Annotated in this window: 10 protein-coding genes and 1 tRNA gene; 5 read left to right on the forward strand and 6 right to left on the reverse strand. The window is 68.0% G+C overall.

The genetic code is table 11. The features are described from left to right. Positions 1-16 precede the first annotated feature (16 nt). Positions 17-2161, reverse strand: coding sequence for a bifunctional (p)ppGpp synthetase/guanosine-3',5'-bis(diphosphate) 3'-pyrophosphohydrolase (locus IB223_RS12020; protein WP_192201961.1), 2145 nt, complete (start codon positions 2159-2161; stop codon positions 17-19). A gap of 77 nt (positions 2162-2238) precedes the next feature. On the opposite strand from IB223_RS12020, the gene IB223_RS12025 reads away from it, so the two are divergent. Further along, on the forward strand, positions 2239-2751 hold the full coding sequence (locus tag IB223_RS12025; protein WP_343227193.1) for a hypothetical protein: 513 nt from the start codon (positions 2239-2241) through the stop codon (positions 2749-2751). 20 nt (positions 2752-2771) lie between these two features. Beyond that, entirely contained in the window at positions 2772-3248 is a 477-nt protein-coding gene (locus IB223_RS12030) for a hypothetical protein (protein WP_192201963.1), read from the forward strand. A 15-nt stretch (positions 3249-3263) separates the two neighbouring features. Here IB223_RS12030 and hrpA read toward each other — a convergent pair whose 3' ends face one another. Continuing rightward, on the reverse strand, positions 3264-7391 hold the full coding sequence (gene hrpA / locus IB223_RS12035) for an ATP-dependent RNA helicase HrpA (protein ID WP_192201964.1): 4128 nt from the start codon (positions 7389-7391) through the stop codon (positions 3264-3266). A 90-nt stretch (positions 7392-7481) separates the two neighbouring features. On the opposite strand from hrpA, the gene IB223_RS12040 reads away from it, so the two are divergent. The 3 genes from IB223_RS12040 (at position 7482) to IB223_RS12050 (ending at position 11228) form a co-directional block, all read left to right on the forward strand. Beyond that, a complete protein-coding gene (locus IB223_RS12040) occupies positions 7482-8036 on the forward strand; it encodes a Dps family protein (RefSeq protein WP_192201965.1) in 555 nt (184 codons plus the stop codon). An 842-nt stretch (positions 8037-8878) separates the two neighbouring features. Then, entirely contained in the window at positions 8879-10672 is a 1794-nt protein-coding gene (gene recQ, locus IB223_RS12045; RefSeq protein WP_192201966.1) for a DNA helicase RecQ, read from the forward strand. Between the two features lie 103 nt (positions 10673-10775). Then, positions 10776-11228: a hypothetical protein gene (locus IB223_RS12050; RefSeq protein ID WP_192201967.1), complete on the forward strand. Its 453-nt coding sequence runs from the start codon at positions 10776-10778 to the stop codon at positions 11226-11228. Here IB223_RS12050 and IB223_RS12055 read toward each other — a convergent pair. The 4 genes from IB223_RS12055 to IB223_RS12070 all read right to left on the reverse strand — a co-directional run bounded on the left by IB223_RS12055 (position 11225) and on the right by IB223_RS12070 (position 16827). Then, positions 11225-13405, reverse strand: a complete 2181-nt coding sequence (locus tag IB223_RS12055; protein WP_192201968.1) for a glycoside hydrolase family 3 N-terminal domain-containing protein — start codon at positions 13403-13405, stop codon at positions 11225-11227. The two genes, IB223_RS12050 and IB223_RS12055, sit on opposite strands and share 4 nt — an antisense overlap. 120 nt (positions 13406-13525) lie before the next feature. Beyond that, entirely contained in the window at positions 13526-15553 is a 2028-nt protein-coding gene (locus IB223_RS12060) for a M3 family metallopeptidase (RefSeq protein ID WP_192201969.1), read from the reverse strand. Between the two features lie 24 nt (positions 15554-15577). Further along, the gene (locus IB223_RS12065; protein ID WP_192201970.1) at positions 15578-16690 is read right to left on the reverse strand and encodes a PLP-dependent cysteine synthase family protein; all 1113 of its coding nucleotides are present in this window, start codon (positions 16688-16690) and stop codon (positions 15578-15580) included. Between the two features lie 61 nt (positions 16691-16751). After that, positions 16752-16827, reverse strand: a tRNA-Lys gene (locus tag IB223_RS12070). Positions 16828-16873 lie beyond the last annotated feature (46 nt).

The raw sequence follows: 16873 nt of genomic DNA on the forward strand, positions 1-16873 counted from the left end.
CCCGCAGCATAACCAGTCAGCCTGAACGTCGCGCGTCTTCAACGCCCGGCAGCGCGTCCAACTTCCCCAGCAATGTCGACAGCTGGCCGAAATCGGCCACCTTCAGGCGCAGTCGCAGATGAACACGCCCGTTGGCGCGGTTGCCCTGACTGTTGATATCGAGCACGTTGGCTTCTTCCTGCGCGATCAGCGTGGTGATGTCCTTGAGCAACCATTTGCGGTCAAGCGCGGTGACCTGCACGTCGACCTCGTAACCGCCGCCCGCCTGCCCCCATTCCACCGGCAGCACCCGCTGCGGACTGGCCGCCGCGAGCCGGGCGAACGCCGCGCAATCGGCGCGGTGCACGGTGACCCCGCGCACGCGGGTCAGGTAGCCCGCGATGGGTTCTCCGGGCACGGGCTGGCAGCAGCGCGCCAATTGCACGAGCAGGTTGCCCACGCCCTGCACGGTGAACTTCGATTTGCCGGGCGCGGCGACTTTCCTCGGAGGCCGGCGCAGCGGCAGCGACGCTGGGTCGGGCTCGACGGCGGCGCGCTGCTCCTCGTGCAGCGCGCGGCCCACCTGGTGCGGCCCCACGTCGCCGAGGGCCACCTGGATGTAGAGCTCGTCGACGCTGTCGGCATGGAACTTCTTCGCCGCGCCGGTCAGGTCGGCGTGGTGCAGTCCCAGCCGCTTGAGCTCCTTCTCCAGCAGCTCGCGCCCGGCCTGCAGATTGCGTGCCCGGTCCAGCTTGTGGAACCAGGCCCGCACCTTGTCGCGCGAGCGCCCGCTGGCCAGGAATCCATTCGCCTGCAGCAACCAGTCGCGACGCGGCTCCGGTTCCTTCGAGGTCAGTATCTCGACGCGATCGCCGCTGCGCAGCACGTGATTGAGCGACACGATGCGGCCATTGACCTTCGCGCCGCGCGTGCGGTGCCCGACCATCGTATGCACGTGATATGCGAAGTCGAGCACGGTGCCGCCCTGCGGCAGGTCGACGACCTCGCCCTTCGGCGTCAACGCGTAGACGCGGTCCTCGACCAGCTCCGCATCCAGATCGCCCGCCAGCGCGCCGTCGCCGGCGGCACCTTCGGCCGCCCCGTCCAGCAGCCGGCGCATCCAGGCGATCTTGCGGTCGAACGCATCGCCACCGCCCTTGCCTTCCTTGTATTTCCAGTGCGCCGCCACGCCCAGCTCGGCCTGCGCATGCATCTCGTGCGTGCGGATCTGCACTTCCAGCGTGCGGCCCTCGGGGCCGACCACGGCGGTGTGCAGCGACCGGTAGTCGTTGGCCTTGGGCCGTGCGATGTAGTCGTCGAACTCGCTGGGAATCGGCACCCACAGCGCATGCACGATACCGAGCGCGGCATAGCAGGCAGCCACGTCGTCCACGGCGATGCGTACCGCACGCAGGTCATAGAGCTCGTCGAACGCCACCTGCTTGCGCTGCATCTTCCGCCAGATGCTGTAGATGTGTTTCGGCCGCCCGCTGACATCGGCACGGATGCCGTTCTCGCCAAGCGCGGCGCGGAGCGCTTCGATGACCCCGCCGATGTAGCGCTCCCGGCCGACACGCTTCTCGTCCAGTTGCGTGGCGATCTGCTTGTAGGTCTGCGGCTGCAGGTACCGGAACGCCAGGTCTTCCAGCTCCCATTTCAGCTGCCAGATGCCGAGCCTGTTCGCCAGCGGCGCGTGGATGTCGCGCGTGAGCCTGGCCAGCGCCTGGCGTTCCTCCTCCGGCAGGGCGCCGGCGGCGCGCATGCGCGCCAGTTGGCGGGCCAGCAGGATCGGCACCACGCGCAGGTCCCGCACGATCGCCAGCAGCAGCCGGCGCAGGCCCTCGGTATTCACCCCGCGCGCCTGTTCCGCGTGCAGGGCCCACACCTGCGCCGCAGCGACCTGGCCTTCCAGCAGATCGGCCAATCCGGGCGCAAGCCTGGCGACAGCGGGCTGCACGGCCGGCAGCCCATGCAGGATCGCCGCGAGGATGACATCGCCATCCGCGCCCAGCGTCGTCAGGGTATCCAGCGTGTCCGCCAGCACGCCCACCGGATCGGGCATGCCCTCGCCGGCGCCCGGTGCGGCCGAGGCATCCGCGAGCGCACGTCGCAGCGGTGCAGGCAGCGCCTCCAGGGCGGGCCTCTGCAGCAGCGTGGCGATGTCGGGATCGGGGGGGGGCATCGGGATTCGGCGTGGCGGTCAGTCGCCGCCAGAATGACTACACTACCGGCCAGTCGCCCAAGGGAACAACCATGAAGATGAGCCGCTTGTTTCTGTCCGTCGCACTACTGGTGGCCACATCGCCGGTGTTCGCGCAGGACGCCGCGAAGGACGCGCACCTGGGCAAGCTGCGCGAGGCGATGACCGACACGGAGTTCAAGGCGGCCGGCCTGGACAAGCTCAGTCCCGCCGAACTCGCCGCGCTGGACGAATGGTTGCAGCGTCGCGTCGGCCAGCAGACGGCGCAGGCCGTACAGCAGGCCAAGCAGGAAGGCCGCAAGGAAGTTGAGCAGGAGACGCGCGGCTTCTTCGATTTCGGCACCGCCGAACCCATCAAGAGCACCATCGTGGGAGCCTTCACCGGCTTCGCGCAGGGCCGCCAGTACACGCTCGCCAATGGACAGGTCTGGGAGCAGGTCGAAGCGGTCTCCCTGGCCGGGGTGCGTCGCCAGGACCCCACCGTGAACATCACACCCTCCCGCTTCGGCAACAAGTGGTTCCTGAAGATCGACGGCTACAACACCGCCGCCCCCGTCCGCCGCATCAAGTGATGCCCACCTCGAGGATGCCCATGCGCCCGACCCGTCTTTTCCTGCTCGCCGCACTGTTCGCCGCCACCCTGCCCCTGCAGGCCCGCGAGTACGTCGCCATCGAGAAGCGGCTGTCCGCCGACCAGATGAAAGCCACCGGCCTGGACCAGTTGACCGGGCAACAGCTCGACCTGCTCAACCGCCTGCTCAGCGACGACCAGCAAGCCGTCGTGAAGGCCGCACGCGAAGACAGCGCCACGAAGGTGCGCGGCGCTTCGTTCTCGGACGAGGGCGTCAAATCCATCTCCAGCGCCCTGGTGGGCGAGTTGCGCGGCTGGACCCGCGGCACGGAGTTAACCCTTGCCAACGGTCAGCGCTGGCGCGTCACCGAGGGCGACTACACCTCGATGAAGCGCATCTCCAACGCGAACGTGACCATCACGCCGGGACTCGTGGGCGGCTGGTACCTGCAGGTCGAGGGACATGTGCCCAGGCCCAAGGTCACCCGCATCGATTGACGCCCGCGACATGCATCAACCGCGCAGCGCCTGCAGGCGCTGCGCGAGCTTCTTCGGCGACACGCCCGCGCGCGCGCCAAGCTCCTGCGCGAACACGGACACCCGCAGTTCTTCCAGTTCCCACCGCAGCGCCTGCCAGCCGGCATCGTGCGCCACGCCAGATGCGTGGGCCCCCTGCAGCGCATCCACGAAGGGCTTGAGTTCGAGCATCCGTGCCTGGTCACGCGCCGGATCGCGTTTGGCACGTTCGGCACGCAGCGTCATCGCCTTCAGGTAACGCGGCAGTTGCGCCAGCGCATCGGCGGGCGTTTCGCGCAGGAAGCCCGGATGCACCAGCGCCGCCAGTTGCTCGCGCAGGTCATCCAGGTTGCCGCGCGCCCACCCCATCAGCGGCGCCTCCAGCTGTGGCTTCAGTTCCGCCACCGCGGACAGGATCGCGTCCGCCAGTTTCAGGCGTTCCATCGCTTCGCCGAACAGGCGTCTGCCCGCCTCGTCACGCCGCTGCTCGAAGGCCGGTCGGTCGCGGATCGCGTCCAATCCTTCCGCCAACACGGCGTTGATCGCCGCATCCACGATGTCGCCGCGCAGGCGCTCCTGCGATTCGATGCTGGCATACAGCAACCCTGTCTTCGGCGACACCGGCAACTGCTTGCGCGCCTGCTTCATCTTGTCGGCCAGCGCGAATTCCAGCAGGCGACGCACGCCAAGCGGATGCGCGGCCTGCGCCTGCGCGCGGTCGGCGAACACGTGCAGGGCCACGCTGTCGCCGTCATCGCGCAACGCGGGGTAAGCGGGCACCCCGGCCTCGCCCGGCACCTGCAGCGGAATCGGCTGCGCCGGGAAATCATGCAGGCCGGTCGCCGCCATCTCGCGGCCCGCGCGCGCGGCAAACGCCTGCCCGGCGCGATCACCGAAGCGCGCACGCAAGTCCTCGAGATCGCGCGACTCGGCCAGCACGCGGCCTTCACCGCCGCCACGCGGGTCTTCGCGCAGTCGCAGGTTCATGCGCAGGTGCGGGTCCAGCGCGGTTTCGTCGAAATCGAGAGCGGTCACGGCCACGCCAGTAGCGCGCGACAGGAAGCGCGCGAGTTCGCCGCGCATGTCGTCGGCGCTGGGCTTCGGGAACGCCTCGAAGAATGCCCGCGCGAAATCCGGCGCCGGCACGTAGTTGCGCCGCATCGCCTTGGCCAGGCTGCGGATCAGGCCAGACGCCTTGTCGGCAACGAAGCCCGGTGCCAGCCACGACAGGCGCGCGGGGTCGAGTGCATTGAGCAGGTGCAACGGCACCTCCAGCGTCACGCCGTCATCGGGTGCGCCGGGCTCGAATCTGTAGTGCAGCGGCAGCCGCGCATCGCCGAGCGCGAAGTACTTCGGGAACCGGTCTTCCTCGCTGCCTTCGCCGGGCAGCAAGTCCAGCAGTGACCAGTGCAGGGCACGGCGCTTGTCCGCCGGCAGGGCCTTCCACCAGGCATCCAGGCCGGCGGCGGAATGGAGGTCCGACGGCACGCGGTCGAGGTACCAGCGCGCTTGCCAATCCTCATCGGCCACCAGGCCGGCGCGGCGCAGCTTGGCTTCTTCCTCGCGAGCCTGCTCCAGCGTCTTCAGGTTGTCGGCCACGAACGCGGCGCGCGTGTTGATCTCGCCGGTCACCAGCGCCTGGCGCACGAAGATGTCGTGCGCCTCGCCCGGCGCGATGCGGCCGTAGTGCACCGGCTTTTTCGGCGCCAGCACCAGCCCGAACAGGCTGATCTGCTCGGAGGCCAGCACCTGCCCTTGCGCGCGCGACCAGTGCGGATCGAAATGCTTGCGTAGCAGCAGGTGCGGCAGTTCGGCGATCACCCAGTCCGGTTCGATCGCCGCCAGGGTCATGCCCCACACCTTCTGGGTGTCCAGCAGGTTGGCCGCCAACAGCCATGGCGGGGGGCGCTTGGACAGTGCCGAACCGGGAAACGGCAGGAAGCGGCGCTGTCGCGGCGCCTGGTAATCGCCCTTCTCGGTGCGATGGCCGATCTGCGTCGGCAGACCGGCAATGAGGGCGCGGTGCAGGGTCTGGTAGGCGCTGGCGCGGGTGCGCTCGCTGTAGCCGCCAGTGGCCGGCGGCTGGTCCTGCTGCGCGCGCGCCGCGACGGGCACAGGCACGGCCTCGGTCTTGCCTTCCCGCGCAAGACGCGCGGCGCGGTGCAGCTGACCACGCGTCGCCTTCACCGCGGCGACGTTGTCGTCGCGCACGACCGGCGGCGCACGGCTGCCGTCCAGCAGCGGCGACATCGATGTTCCGGCGTCTTCTTCCTTCCAGCCCAGTTCCTCGCATAGCAGACGCAGCTGGCGATGCAGCTCGCGCCACTCGCGCATGCGCAGGAACCCGAGGAAGTGACGGCCGCACCAGTCGCGCAGCTTCGACTGGGTCAGGTCCTCGTGGGCCTGCCGATAGGCATCCCACAGGCGCAGGACACCGACGAACTCGGAGCGGCCATCGGCAAACTGCGCGTGCGCGGTATCCGCCGCGCCGCGCGCATCGGCCGGACGCTCGCGCGGATCCTGGATACCCAGGAACGACGCGATCACCAGCATCGGCCGCAGGCAGCCTGCGGCCTGCGCGGCGACCAGCATGCGTGCCAGCTTCACGTCCACCGGCAGCCGCGCCATCTGCTTGCCGATGGTCGTCAAGCGGCGTTCGCCGTCGATGGCACCGAGCTCGGTCAGCTGCTGCCAGCCATCGGCGACGGCGCGTTCATCCGGCGCCTCCAGGAACGGGAAGTCCTCGATCCGACCCAGGCCCAGCTGCAGCATGCGCAGGATCACCCCGCCCAGGCTGGAGCGGCGGATTTCCGGATCGGTGAACTCGGCACGCGACTGGAAATCGGCCTCGGCGTACAGGCGGTAGCAGATGCCTTCGGCAACACGGCCACAGCGCCCCTTGCGCTGGTTGGCGCTGGCCTGCGAAATGGGCTCGATGTGCAGGCGGTCGAGCTTGTTGCGCGGGCTGTAGCGCTTGACGCGGGCGAAGCCGGGATCGACCACGTAGCGGATGCGCGGCACGGTCAGCGAGGTCTCGGCCACGTTGGTGGCCAGCACGATGCGCCGGTTCGGCCCCGGGTTGAACACGCGATCCTGGTCCTGGTTGGACAGGCGCGCGTACAGCGGCAGCACCTCGGTCTGGCGGTACTTGCGCCGCTCCAGCGCCTGGTGCGCATCGCGGATCTCGCGTTCGCCGGGCAGGAAGACCAGCACGTCTCCACGCGCATCCAGACGGGTGATCTCGTCGACGGCGCCGACGATGGCGTCGTTGACCGTGCGGTCGCCGCCGCGGTCTTCCTCGCCCTCGTGCGCCTCCCTTTCCAGCGGCCGGTAGCGGACTTCCACCGGGTAGGTGCGGCCTTCCACGCTGATCACCGGCGCATCGTCGAAGTGGCGGGCGAAGCGTCCGGTATCGATGGTCGCCGAGGTGACGATGACCTTCAGGTCGCGGCGCTTGCGCAGCAGCTGCTTCAGGTAGCCGAGCAGGAAGTCGATGTTGAGGCTGCGCTCGTGCGCTTCGTCGACAATGATCGTGTCGTAGGCCGACAGCCAGCGGTCGCTGGCGATTTCCGCCAGCAGGATGCCGTCGGTCATGAACTTGATGTGGGTGTCTTCGCCGACCTGGTCGTTGAAGCGCACCTGGAAGCCGACCGCGCGGCCGACCTCCGTCTTCAACTCCTCGGCAACGCGGCGCGCCACCGCGCGCGCGGCGATCCGGCGCGGCTGGGTGCAGCCGATCATGCCGGCCACGCCGCGCCCGGCGGCCAGGCACAGCTTGGGCAGCTGGGTGGTCTTGCCGGACCCGGTCTCGCCGGCGATCACCACTACCTGGTGGCTGCGGATCAGCTCGATGATGCGTTCGCCCTCTCGGGCGATCGGCAGGGACTCATCGAGGGTCACCGCCGGCACGGTGGCGTGGCGGCGTTCACGGGTGGCGATGGAGGCATTCAATGCCTGTTCGAACGCCTGCCGCGCGCCCGCATCGGCAGGCTTGCCCTGCCAGCGCGACCACAGTCCGTGCAGGCGGCCGCGATCACGGCTCAGGGCACGGTCGAGCGATCGCCGCGCCTGATCGAGGGCGGCACGGTCGGGGCTGGCAGGGGAAGGGTCGCGGGAAGTCGTCATCTTTACAGCAAGCGCTTGAAACTTTTTGCTCACGCCACATGTTCTAGTGTGTCTATTGTGCCGTCTCAACCCACCCTCAGGAGAATCCGCATGGCCAAGCCGAAGACCAAGCCCGCCAAAACCAAGGCCGCGCCCGTCGCCGCGCCGCTCGCATCGGCCCCGTCGGCGCCGAACATCGATATCGGGATCAGCGGCGGCGAACGCAAGAAGATCGCCGACGGCCTGTCGCGTTTCCTGGCCGACAGCTACACGCTTTACCTGAAGACCCACAATTTCCACTGGAACATCACCGGCGCGATGTTCAATTCGCTGCATACGATGTTCGAGACGCAGTACACCGAGCAGTGGACGGCGCTGGACGAGATCGCCGAACGCATCCGTGCGCTGGGGTTCAACGCACCGGGTTCGTATCGCGAATTCGTCAACCTGACCTCGATCCCGGAAGAGCCTGGCCTGACCGACAGCGCCGACTGGCGCGAGATGGTCCGCCAGCTGGTAATCGGCAACGAGGCGGTCTGCCGCACGGCGCGCAAGGTGCTGGACATCGCCGACGACGCCGACGATGCCCCGACCGAGGACCTGCTGACCCAGCGCCTGCAGACGCACGAGAAGTACGCCTGGATGCTGCGTTCGCTGCTGCAGTAAGCGACGCCTGAGTGAAGCGCGAGACGCCCGGCTGGTCCGGGCGTTTTGCTGCCGGGCCCCTTGAAGCCCCTCTCCCTGCGGGAGAGGGGTTGGGGTGAGGGGCAACGGAGTCGGGTGCTTCGCGCTCCATTGTCTGCCACAGCATCCGCGATCGAGTTCCGTTCAATGGCCTTGCGGGATGGGATTGCTTCCCGGACACATGGCGCCGCTCGCCGCGGAGGCATCCTTTCTTTGCTTGTGCAAAGAAAGGACCAAAGAAACACACCCCAGGCGGCACGCCCTCCGCGCTTCGCGCTCCGGGTCCGCGAGCGGTCCGGGAATTTTCGTAAGGCACATCCCTGTGCCATACGAAAACGCCGCCCATCCAGGGCGGCGCCCTTCGCGTTTTACCCGGCCCACTCGCCGTGCCTCAAGGGGGCCCAAAAGCAACTGCGACAGCGGCAGCGACAGCAAAGCGCTGGCTACGGATGTGTTCGACGCAGCTTCGGGGCCCCTGAGGTCCGGCAGTCCCTGCGCGTAAAACCCCAACGGGGCGGCGCACCCGCCGCGCAGCGGCGAGCGGCGCCATGCGTAGCCTCAAGCAGAGCTCCGCCGAAAGATGCACGCAACAGGCTCATCACGCGTGAACGTTTTAAGTGAATCGCGGATGTTGTTAGGCCGCCCGTTATCGGGGCTGGCTGACTTCGTTACCCCTCACCCCAACCCCTCTCCCGCAGGGAGAGGGGCTTGGTCGCGCCCCGCTCAAAACCTGGATGAATTCCTACCCTGCGGTACGCCCATTTCCGACCACTCCCCATGCCATCCAGGTCGGTTGCCGAGCCCCGCCGCTGTATCCTGTCCCCATGTCGTCTCCCGCCCTTGAAACACTGCAGCGCGTCTTTGGTTACAGCGCCTTCCGTGGTCACCAGCAGACCATCGTCGAACACCTTGCCGCCGGCCACGATGCCCTGGTCCTCATGCCGACCGGCGCCGGCAAGTCCCTGTGCTACCAAGTGCCGTCGCTGCTGCGCGAAGGCACCGGCATCGTCGTCTCGCCGCTGATCGCGCTGATGCAGGACCAGGTGGACGCCCTGCGCCAGCTCGGCGTGCGCGCCGCCTTCCTGAACTCCTCGCTGGAAGCCGCCGAAGCCGCACAGGTGGAACAGGCGCTGCTCGGTGGCGAACTGGACCTGCTGTATGTCGCGCCGGAGCGCCTGCTGACCGGCCGCTTCCTGTCGCTGTTGGACCGCAGCCGGATCGCCCTGTTCGCCATCGACGAGGCGCACTGCGTCTCGGCCTGGGGCCACGACTTCCGCCGCGAATACCTGGAACTGGCCTTGCTGCACGAGCGCTGGCCCGACGTACCGCGCATCGCCCTGACCGCCACCGCCGATCCGCCCACCCAGCGCGAGATCGCCGAGCGCCTGAACCTGGTCGATGCGCAGCGCTTCGTCAGTTCATTCGACCGCCCCAATATCCGCTACACGGTGGTGCAGAAGGACAACGCCCGGCACCAGCTGCGCGACATGCTGCGCAAGCACAAGGGCGAGGCCGGCATCGTCTACTGCCTGTCGCGCAAGCGGGTCGAGCAGTTCGCCGACTACCTGGCCGAACAAGGTTTCAATGCGCTGCCGTACCACGCCGGGCTGGATGCCAGCGTCCGTGCGCACAACCAGCGCCGCTTCCTGCGCGAAGACGGCATCGTCATGGTGGCGACCATCGCCTTCGGCATGGGCATCGACAAGCCCGACGTGCGCTTCGTGGCGCACGTGGACCTGCCCAAGTCGATGGAAGGCTACTATCAGGAAACCGGCCGCGCCGGCCGCGATGGCGAGGCCGCCGAAGCGTGGCTGTGCTACGGGCTGGGCGACGTCGTGCTGCTGAAGCAGATGATCGAGCAGTCCGAGGCCGGCGAGGAACGCAAGCGACTGGAACGGCGCAAGCTGGACCAGTTGCTGGGCTACTGCGAATCCACCCAGTGCCGGCGGCAGGTGCTGCTCGCGGGCTTCGGTGAAACCTATCCGCACGAGTGCGGCAACTGCGACAACTGCCTGAGCCCGGCCGAGACCTGGGACGCCACCGAAGCCGCGCAGAAGGCGTTGAGCTGCGTGTACCGAAGCGGCCAGCGCTTCGGCGTGAACCATGTGATCGATGTGCTGCGCGGCAGCCAGAGCGAACGCATCCAGCAGTGCGGCCACGAACATCTGACCACCTACGGCATCGGCAAGGACCTGGATGCCACCACGTGGCGCAGCGTGTTCCGCCAGCTGGTGGCCTGCGGGCTGCTGGAAGTGGAGGCCGAGTTCGGCAGCCTGCGCCTGACCGAAGGCAGCCGCGCCGTGCTGAGGGGCGAGCGGCGCCTGCAGTTGCGCAAGGAGCATCGCGAGCGCCGCGAACGCGAGCGTGGCCCGCGCAGCGGGCTGCCGGTGGAGGCCGCAGACCTGCCGCGCTTCCAACTGCTGCGCGACCTGCGCGCGCAGCTGGCGCGCGAGCAGAATGTGCCGGCCTACGTCATCTTCCATGACAGTACCCTGCGCAACATCGCCGAACTGCAGCCCGCCACCCTGGACGAACTGGGCCGGGTGGGCGGCATCGGTGGCGCCAAGCTGGAGCGTTATGGGCAGCGCGTGCTGGAGGCGCTGGCTGCGGCGGGCTGAAGTTCCCGCCCGTCGACCGCCGCCATCAGCCGGCATTCAATCCACGGCTGTTACGTTGCCATGCAGGTCCGCCATCCGGCGCACCACCGCTCCGGGATTCCCCATGAAGACCCTGCCCCTCGCACTGCTGGCCCTGCTGACCACCGTGCCCGCGTGGGCGCAGTCGAGCGCGGAGGCATTGGACCTCAGCCTGCCGCAGGCAGCGGCCTACGCCAAGGATCCGCCCGGCACGTGGTACGGCGACACCCGGCCGACGCGACCGAAATCGACGGCGCCCGCAGCCCCCGTCGATCCCTGCGTCTGGTACGGCGATGACGACGGTGATGGCGTCTCGGGCAGCGTGACCACCGGCATCGGCTACAGCAAGGGGCACGGCCGGAGCACCTACAACGCGGTCAACCTCAACTTGTGCAAGACCACGTACAACGACGAAGGCAAGCCGCGCACGTTCAACTTCAACATCAACGTCGACCGCTATGACGGACCCGGCGGCTACTACGGGCCCTACGATGCCTATCCCGGCGGGCCGATGATGCGCGGCACGCCACGCCGCTAACGCGGCAGCAGTTCGAAACTCACCGCCTCGCCAACGGCGCTCGAGGGTGCCACCCACAGGTCGAACAGGCCGGGTTCGGCCACCGGACGGTTGTCGACGCCGTGGAATTCCACATCGGCACGGGTCAGGGTGAACTCCACGTCCTGCGATTCGCCCGCTGCCAGCGTGATCTTGCGGAAACGCTTCAATTCGCGCACGGGCCGCACGCGGCTGGCGGTACGGTCGCGCAGGTAGAGCTGCACCACTTCTTCCCCCTCGCGCGTGCCGGCATTGGTGATGCGGGTGCGGATGGTCAGCGTGTCGTCCCAGCCGAGCGCACCGGTGCTGAGCTGCGGTACGCCGTAGTCGAAGCGCGTGTACGACAAGCCGTGGCCGAACGGATACAGCGCGGCGTGCGTCACCTCGCGCCAGCGCGTCTGGAAGGCGCGGGGCGTGCCCGGCACGTTGGGACGCCCGCTGGCGGGATGGTTGTAGAAGTAAGGCTGCTGGCCCGCGTCCTGCGGGAAGCTCACCGGCAGGCGTGCGGACGGACTGTAGTCGCCGAACACCACGTCGGCCACCGCCGGCCCGGTCTGCGTGCCGAGGAACCACGTGACCAGGATCGCCTGCGCATCGCGTACCGCGCCCTCCAGCGCCAGCGCGCGGCCATTGCGCAGCAGCACCACGACCGGCGTGCCGGTGGCGGCCACCGCCTCCGCCAGCGCCTGCTGCGGGGCGGGCAACACGATCTGCGTGCGCGACTGCGCCTCGCCGGAAAACTCGTGCGGCTCGCCCACGGCCAGCAGCACCACGTCGGCACCGCGCGCAGCGGCGACTGCTGCATCGATGCCACCGTCGAGGGCCTCCTCGATACCGCTGCCCGGCACGATCGTCAGCGCAGATGGATCATCCAGCGCGGCGAGCAGCCCGGTTTCCAGATCGACCATGCGCGCAGCGTCGCCGAAGATGTTCCAGCAGCCACCGAGGTTGGCAGTGTCCTGCGCAAACGGACCGATCAGCGCGATGCGCTGGCCGGACTTCTTCAGCGGCAACACGTCGCCGTCGTTCTTCAGCAGCACGATGGAGCGCCGCGCGCAGTCCCGCGCCAGTGCATCGTGCACGAGGATGTGCGACTGGTCGGCTTCGCGTTCCGCGTCCAGGCAACGATAGGGATCGTCGAACAGGCCGACGGCGGCCTTCACGCGTAGTACGCGCCGCACGGCCTCGTCCACTTCGGCCATCGTCAGCCGGCCCTGCTCGACCAGCGTGGCGACATGGCCGGCATAGATGCCGCTCTGCAGGCTCATGTCCAGGCCGGCCGACAGCGCCTTCTGCGCCGCGTCGGCTTCGTCGCTGGCGTAGCCATGCGCAACCAGCTCCAGGTCCGAGGTGTAGTCGGAGACCACGAAGCCCTCGAACTTCCATTCGCCGCGCAGGATATCGGTCAGCAGTTCGCGGTTGGCCGAAGCCGGCACGCCGTTGATGTCGTTGAACGAGCTCATCAGCGTCAGCGCGCCGGCGTCGATGGCGGCCTTGAACGGCGGCAGGTGCACGTCGCGCAGCGTCTGTGGCGCCATGTCGACGAAGTTGTAGTCCAGGCCTGCGGAGATGGCGCCGTAGGCGGCGAAGTGCTTGGGCGTGGTCAGCAGCGAATCGGGGGCGGTCAGGTCGGCGCCCTGGAAGCCGCGCACGCGGGCGGCGGCGAATTCGCACGTCAGGTACACGTCTTCGCCGGAAGTTTCGGCCACGCGGCCCCAGCGCTGGTCACGCGCGATGTCGACCATCGGCGCAAAGGTCCAGTGGATGCCGGCGGCGGTGGCTTCCTTGGCGGTCGCGCGCGCGGTGCGTTCGGCCAGGTCCGGCTCGAAGCTGGCGGCTTCGCCCAGCGGAATCGGGAACACGGTCCGCATGCCGTGGATCACGTCGGCGCCCAGCAGCAGCGGAATGCCCAGCCGGCTCTCTTCCACCGCGATGCGCTGCGCCTCGCGGCCTTCCGCCGCACCCACGCCATTGAACAGCGCGCCGACGCGGCCGCTGCGGATCTGCTCGCGCACCTGCTCGGCATCACGGGCGAAGGTTTCCGGATTCACCTCGAAGGCGAACGGTCGCAGCGCATCGGCGAAGGCGCCGAGCTGGCCGATCTTCTCCTCCAGCGTCATGTCGGCGATCAGGCCCTCGATCCTTCGCTGATGCGGCATGTAAGCGATCCTCCCGGGAACGCGAGTGTTACGGGGAAGCCATTATGAAAACGTTTACAGTTACGGTCAAACCCGCCCGGACCCTGGGTGGACGCCCTCGTCCCAGCCCCCTCGGATCGCTCAGCCGGCCATCCCGGAATGCCGCAGCAGCGCCTCGATGCGCGGCGCCCTGCCACGGAACGCCCTGAAGTTCTCGGCAGCGCCACGGCTGCCGCCCCTGGCCAGGACCTCGCGCCGGAATCGTGCGCCGGTCTCCGCGACCTGGCCCGGCGCTTCCTCGAACGCCGCGTAGGCATCGGCGCTCAGCACTTCGGCCCATTTGTAACTGTAGTACCCGGCCCCGTAGCCGCCGGCGAAGATGTGGCTGAACTGGTGCGGGAAGCGGTTCCATTCCGGCGGCACGTTCACCGCCACCTCGCCGCGCACGCGAGCAAGCAGGGCGAGCACGCTGTCGCTCACTGCGTTGAAACCACTGTGCAGCTGCATGTCGAACAAGCCGAACTCCAGTTGGCGTACGGTCGCCATGCCACTCTGGTAGTTCTTCGCTTCCACCATCCTGTCGAACAGCGTGCGCGGCAGCGGCGCACCGGTATCCACGTGCGCGGTCATCGCCTGCACACGCTCCCATTCCCAGCAGAAGTTCTCCATGAACTGGCTGGGCAGCTCCACCGCATCCCATTCCACGCCATTGATGCCGGCGACGCCCAACTCGCCCACCTGTGTGAGCAGCTGGTGCAGGCCGTGGCCCATCTCGTGGAACAGCGTGGTCACATCGTTGTGGCTGAAGGTGGCCGGCTTGCCGTCCATGCCCTTGCCGAAGTTGCAGACCAGATAGACGATCGGTGTCTGCGCGCCACGGGCGGTATCGCGACGATTGCGGCAGTCATCCATCCACGCGCCACCCCGCTTGCCCTCGCGGGCATACAGGTCGAGATAGAACTGGCCCACCAGCGCGCCGTCACCATCGATCAGGCGGTAGAAGCGCACATCGGGATGCCAGGTCGGCGCCTGGTCCTGCTCCACGCGCAGGCCGTACAGATCGCCGATCACGCCGAACAGGCCCGCCAGCACCGCCGGCTCGGTGAAGTACTGCTTCACCTCCTGTGCGGAGAAGCTGTAGCGCGCCTGCTTGAGTTTCTCGCTGGCGTAGGCGATGTCCCAGGCTTCGAGCGTTTCCAGGCCGAGCTGCTCGCGCGCGAAGACGTCCAGCTCCTCGCGATCGCGCTGCGCATGGGGCCTGGCACGTGCGGCCAGGTCACGCAGGAACTGCAGCACTTCGTCCGGAGTATCGGCCATCTTGGTCGCCAGCGAATACTCGGCGTAACTCCCGAAACCGAGCAGCGAGGCGACTTCGGCACGCAGTGCGAGGATGCGGTCGATCAACGCGGAGTTGTCCAGCGCCTCGTTGTCGGCGAGTTCCGATGCACGCACCGCGTTGGCGTGGTACAGCGTCTCGCGCAACGCGCGATCATCCGCATACGCCTGCACCGGCAGGTAGCACGGCATCTGCAGCGTGAACTTCCAGCCCGGCTCATCCTCGGCCTTGGCCGCAGCACGCGCGGCAGAAACGACGTCGGAAGGCAGTCCTCCCAGGTGCTGCTTGTCCTTGATCCAGAACTCGTACTCGTCGGTGGCATCGAGCACGTTCTGCGAGAACTTCGCCGACAGGCCGGCCAGTTCTTCCTTCAATGCGCCGAAGCGCGCCTTCTGCTCGTCCGGCAGTTCGGCGCCGCCAAGGCGGAAGTCACGCAATGCGTTGTCCAGCACCTTGCGGCGTGCTTCGTCGTACTGGGCCGCCTCCGGTGCCTCGGCCAGCGCGCGATACTGCCGGTACAGCGCGAGGTTCTGCGCGAGCCCGCTCCAGAAGCGCGTCACCTTCGGCAATTGTGCGTTGTAGGCGTTGCGCAGTGCGGGGGTATTGACCACCGCCTCCAGGTGGGTGACCTGGTTCCAGGCGCGCGCGAGGCATTCGGTGGCGTCGTCCAGCGGGACGACGAACGTGTCCCATGTCACCGGCGCGACCGCTTCCGCCGTCTTGACCGCGATATCGGCCTCGGCCAGCAGTTGCTCGATGGCGGGCGCGATGTGCTCGGCGCGGATCGCGTCGAAGCGCGGCAGACCGGAAAAATCGAGCAATGGATTGGTCATGGGAACACCTTCTGCAATGGGAAATCAGTTCGGCCAGTCGGCCATCGCCAGCGGTGGCAGCCCGCGTCCGGCGACGGCGGCCGCGATGGCATCGTCGCTTTCCACGATGGGGATGCCGCGCTCCAGATACCAGTCCCGGTTGTAGTAGCTGTGCGCGTAGCGTTCACCGCTGTCGCACAGGATGCTGACGATGGAGCCGGCCAGGCCCTCCTCGCGCATGCGCGAGGCAGCGGCGAGGATGCCGACGAAATTGGTGCCGGTCGATCCGCCGACACGCCGCCCCAGCACCGCGCTGACGTGGCGCATGGCGCCCAGGCTGAGTGCATCCGGCACCTTCACCATCGCGTCGACGCACGCCGGGATGAAGCTGGGTTCGCAGTGCGGGCGTCCGATGCCTTCGATGCCCGAGCCGCGCTCGCAGGTCAGTCCATCGTCGGGCTGGCCGGCGCAGGCGCCGCGATAGTACTCGAAGAACACCGAATGCTCCGGGTCCGCGCACAGCACGCGGGTGGGATGGCGGCGGTAGCGCACATAGCGCCCCAGCGTGGCGCTGGTGCCGCCGGTGCCCGGGCTGCACACGATCCATGCCGGAACAGGATGCGGTTCCGCCTCCATCTGTTTGAAGATGGATTCGGCGATGTTGTTGTTCGCGCGCCAATCGGTGGCCCGTTCGGCATAGGTGAACTGGTCCATGAAATGGCCACCGGTCTCGCGCGCGAGTTGCCGCGACACGGCGTTGATCGCGCCCGCCTCCTCGACCAGATGGCATCGACCACCCTGGAACTGGATCGCGGCGACCTTGTCGGGCGAGGTGGTAGCCGGCATCACCGCAATGAAGGGCAGGCCGAGCAGCCGCGCGAAATAGGCCTCGGAGACCGCGGTGGAGCCACTGGAAGCTTCGATCACCGGCGCACCCTCCCGCAGCCAGCCATTCGCCAGCGAGTACAGGAACAGCGAACGCGCCAGCCGGTGCTTCAGGCTACCGGTGGGATGGCTGGATTCGTCCTTGAGATAGACGTCGATGCCGGGAAAACCAGGCAACGGCAGCGGGATAAGGTGGGTATCGGCGGACCGGTTGAAGTCCGCTTCGATGCGCTGGATCGCCTGCGCCGTCCAGTCACGCGCTGCCGTGGTCACGCCGATTTCCTCGCGGGCGCCGACGCGAATACGGCGCGATGATGACACGGCGGGATGTGCGTGGTGGGCCGTGAAGGATTCGAACCTTCGACCAAAAGATTAAAAGTCTTCTGCTCTACCGACTGAGCTAACGGCCCGGGAACGCATCCCGGCCTTGCACCGGGATGCGCATTCTAACGCATC

It is taken from the genome of Pseudoxanthomonas sp. PXM03 (assembly GCF_014852005.1).
Taxonomy (GTDB): Bacteria; Pseudomonadota; Gammaproteobacteria; order Xanthomonadales; family Xanthomonadaceae; genus Pseudoxanthomonas_A.

Coding starts and splice junctions, on each gene's coding strand:
- IB223_RS12020 (WP_192201961.1), bottom strand. CDS start 2,161: ATGCCCCCCCCCGATCCCGACATCGCCACGCTGCTGCAGAGGCCCGCC.
- IB223_RS12025 (WP_343227193.1), top strand. CDS start 2,239: ATGAGCCGCTTGTTTCTGTCCGTCGCACTACTGGTGGCCACATCGCCG.
- IB223_RS12030 (WP_192201963.1), top strand. CDS start 2,772: ATGCGCCCGACCCGTCTTTTCCTGCTCGCCGCACTGTTCGCCGCCACC.
- hrpA (WP_192201964.1), bottom strand. CDS start 7,391: ATGACGACTTCCCGCGACCCTTCCCCTGCCAGCCCCGACCGTGCCGCC.
- IB223_RS12040 (WP_192201965.1), top strand. CDS start 7,482: ATGGCCAAGCCGAAGACCAAGCCCGCCAAAACCAAGGCCGCGCCCGTC.
- recQ (WP_192201966.1), top strand. CDS start 8,879: ATGTCGTCTCCCGCCCTTGAAACACTGCAGCGCGTCTTTGGTTACAGC.
- IB223_RS12050 (WP_192201967.1), top strand. CDS start 10,776: ATGAAGACCCTGCCCCTCGCACTGCTGGCCCTGCTGACCACCGTGCCC.
- IB223_RS12055 (WP_192201968.1), bottom strand. CDS start 13,405: ATGCCGCATCAGCGAAGGATCGAGGGCCTGATCGCCGACATGACGCTG.
- IB223_RS12060 (WP_192201969.1), bottom strand. CDS start 15,553: ATGACCAATCCATTGCTCGATTTTTCCGGTCTGCCGCGCTTCGACGCG.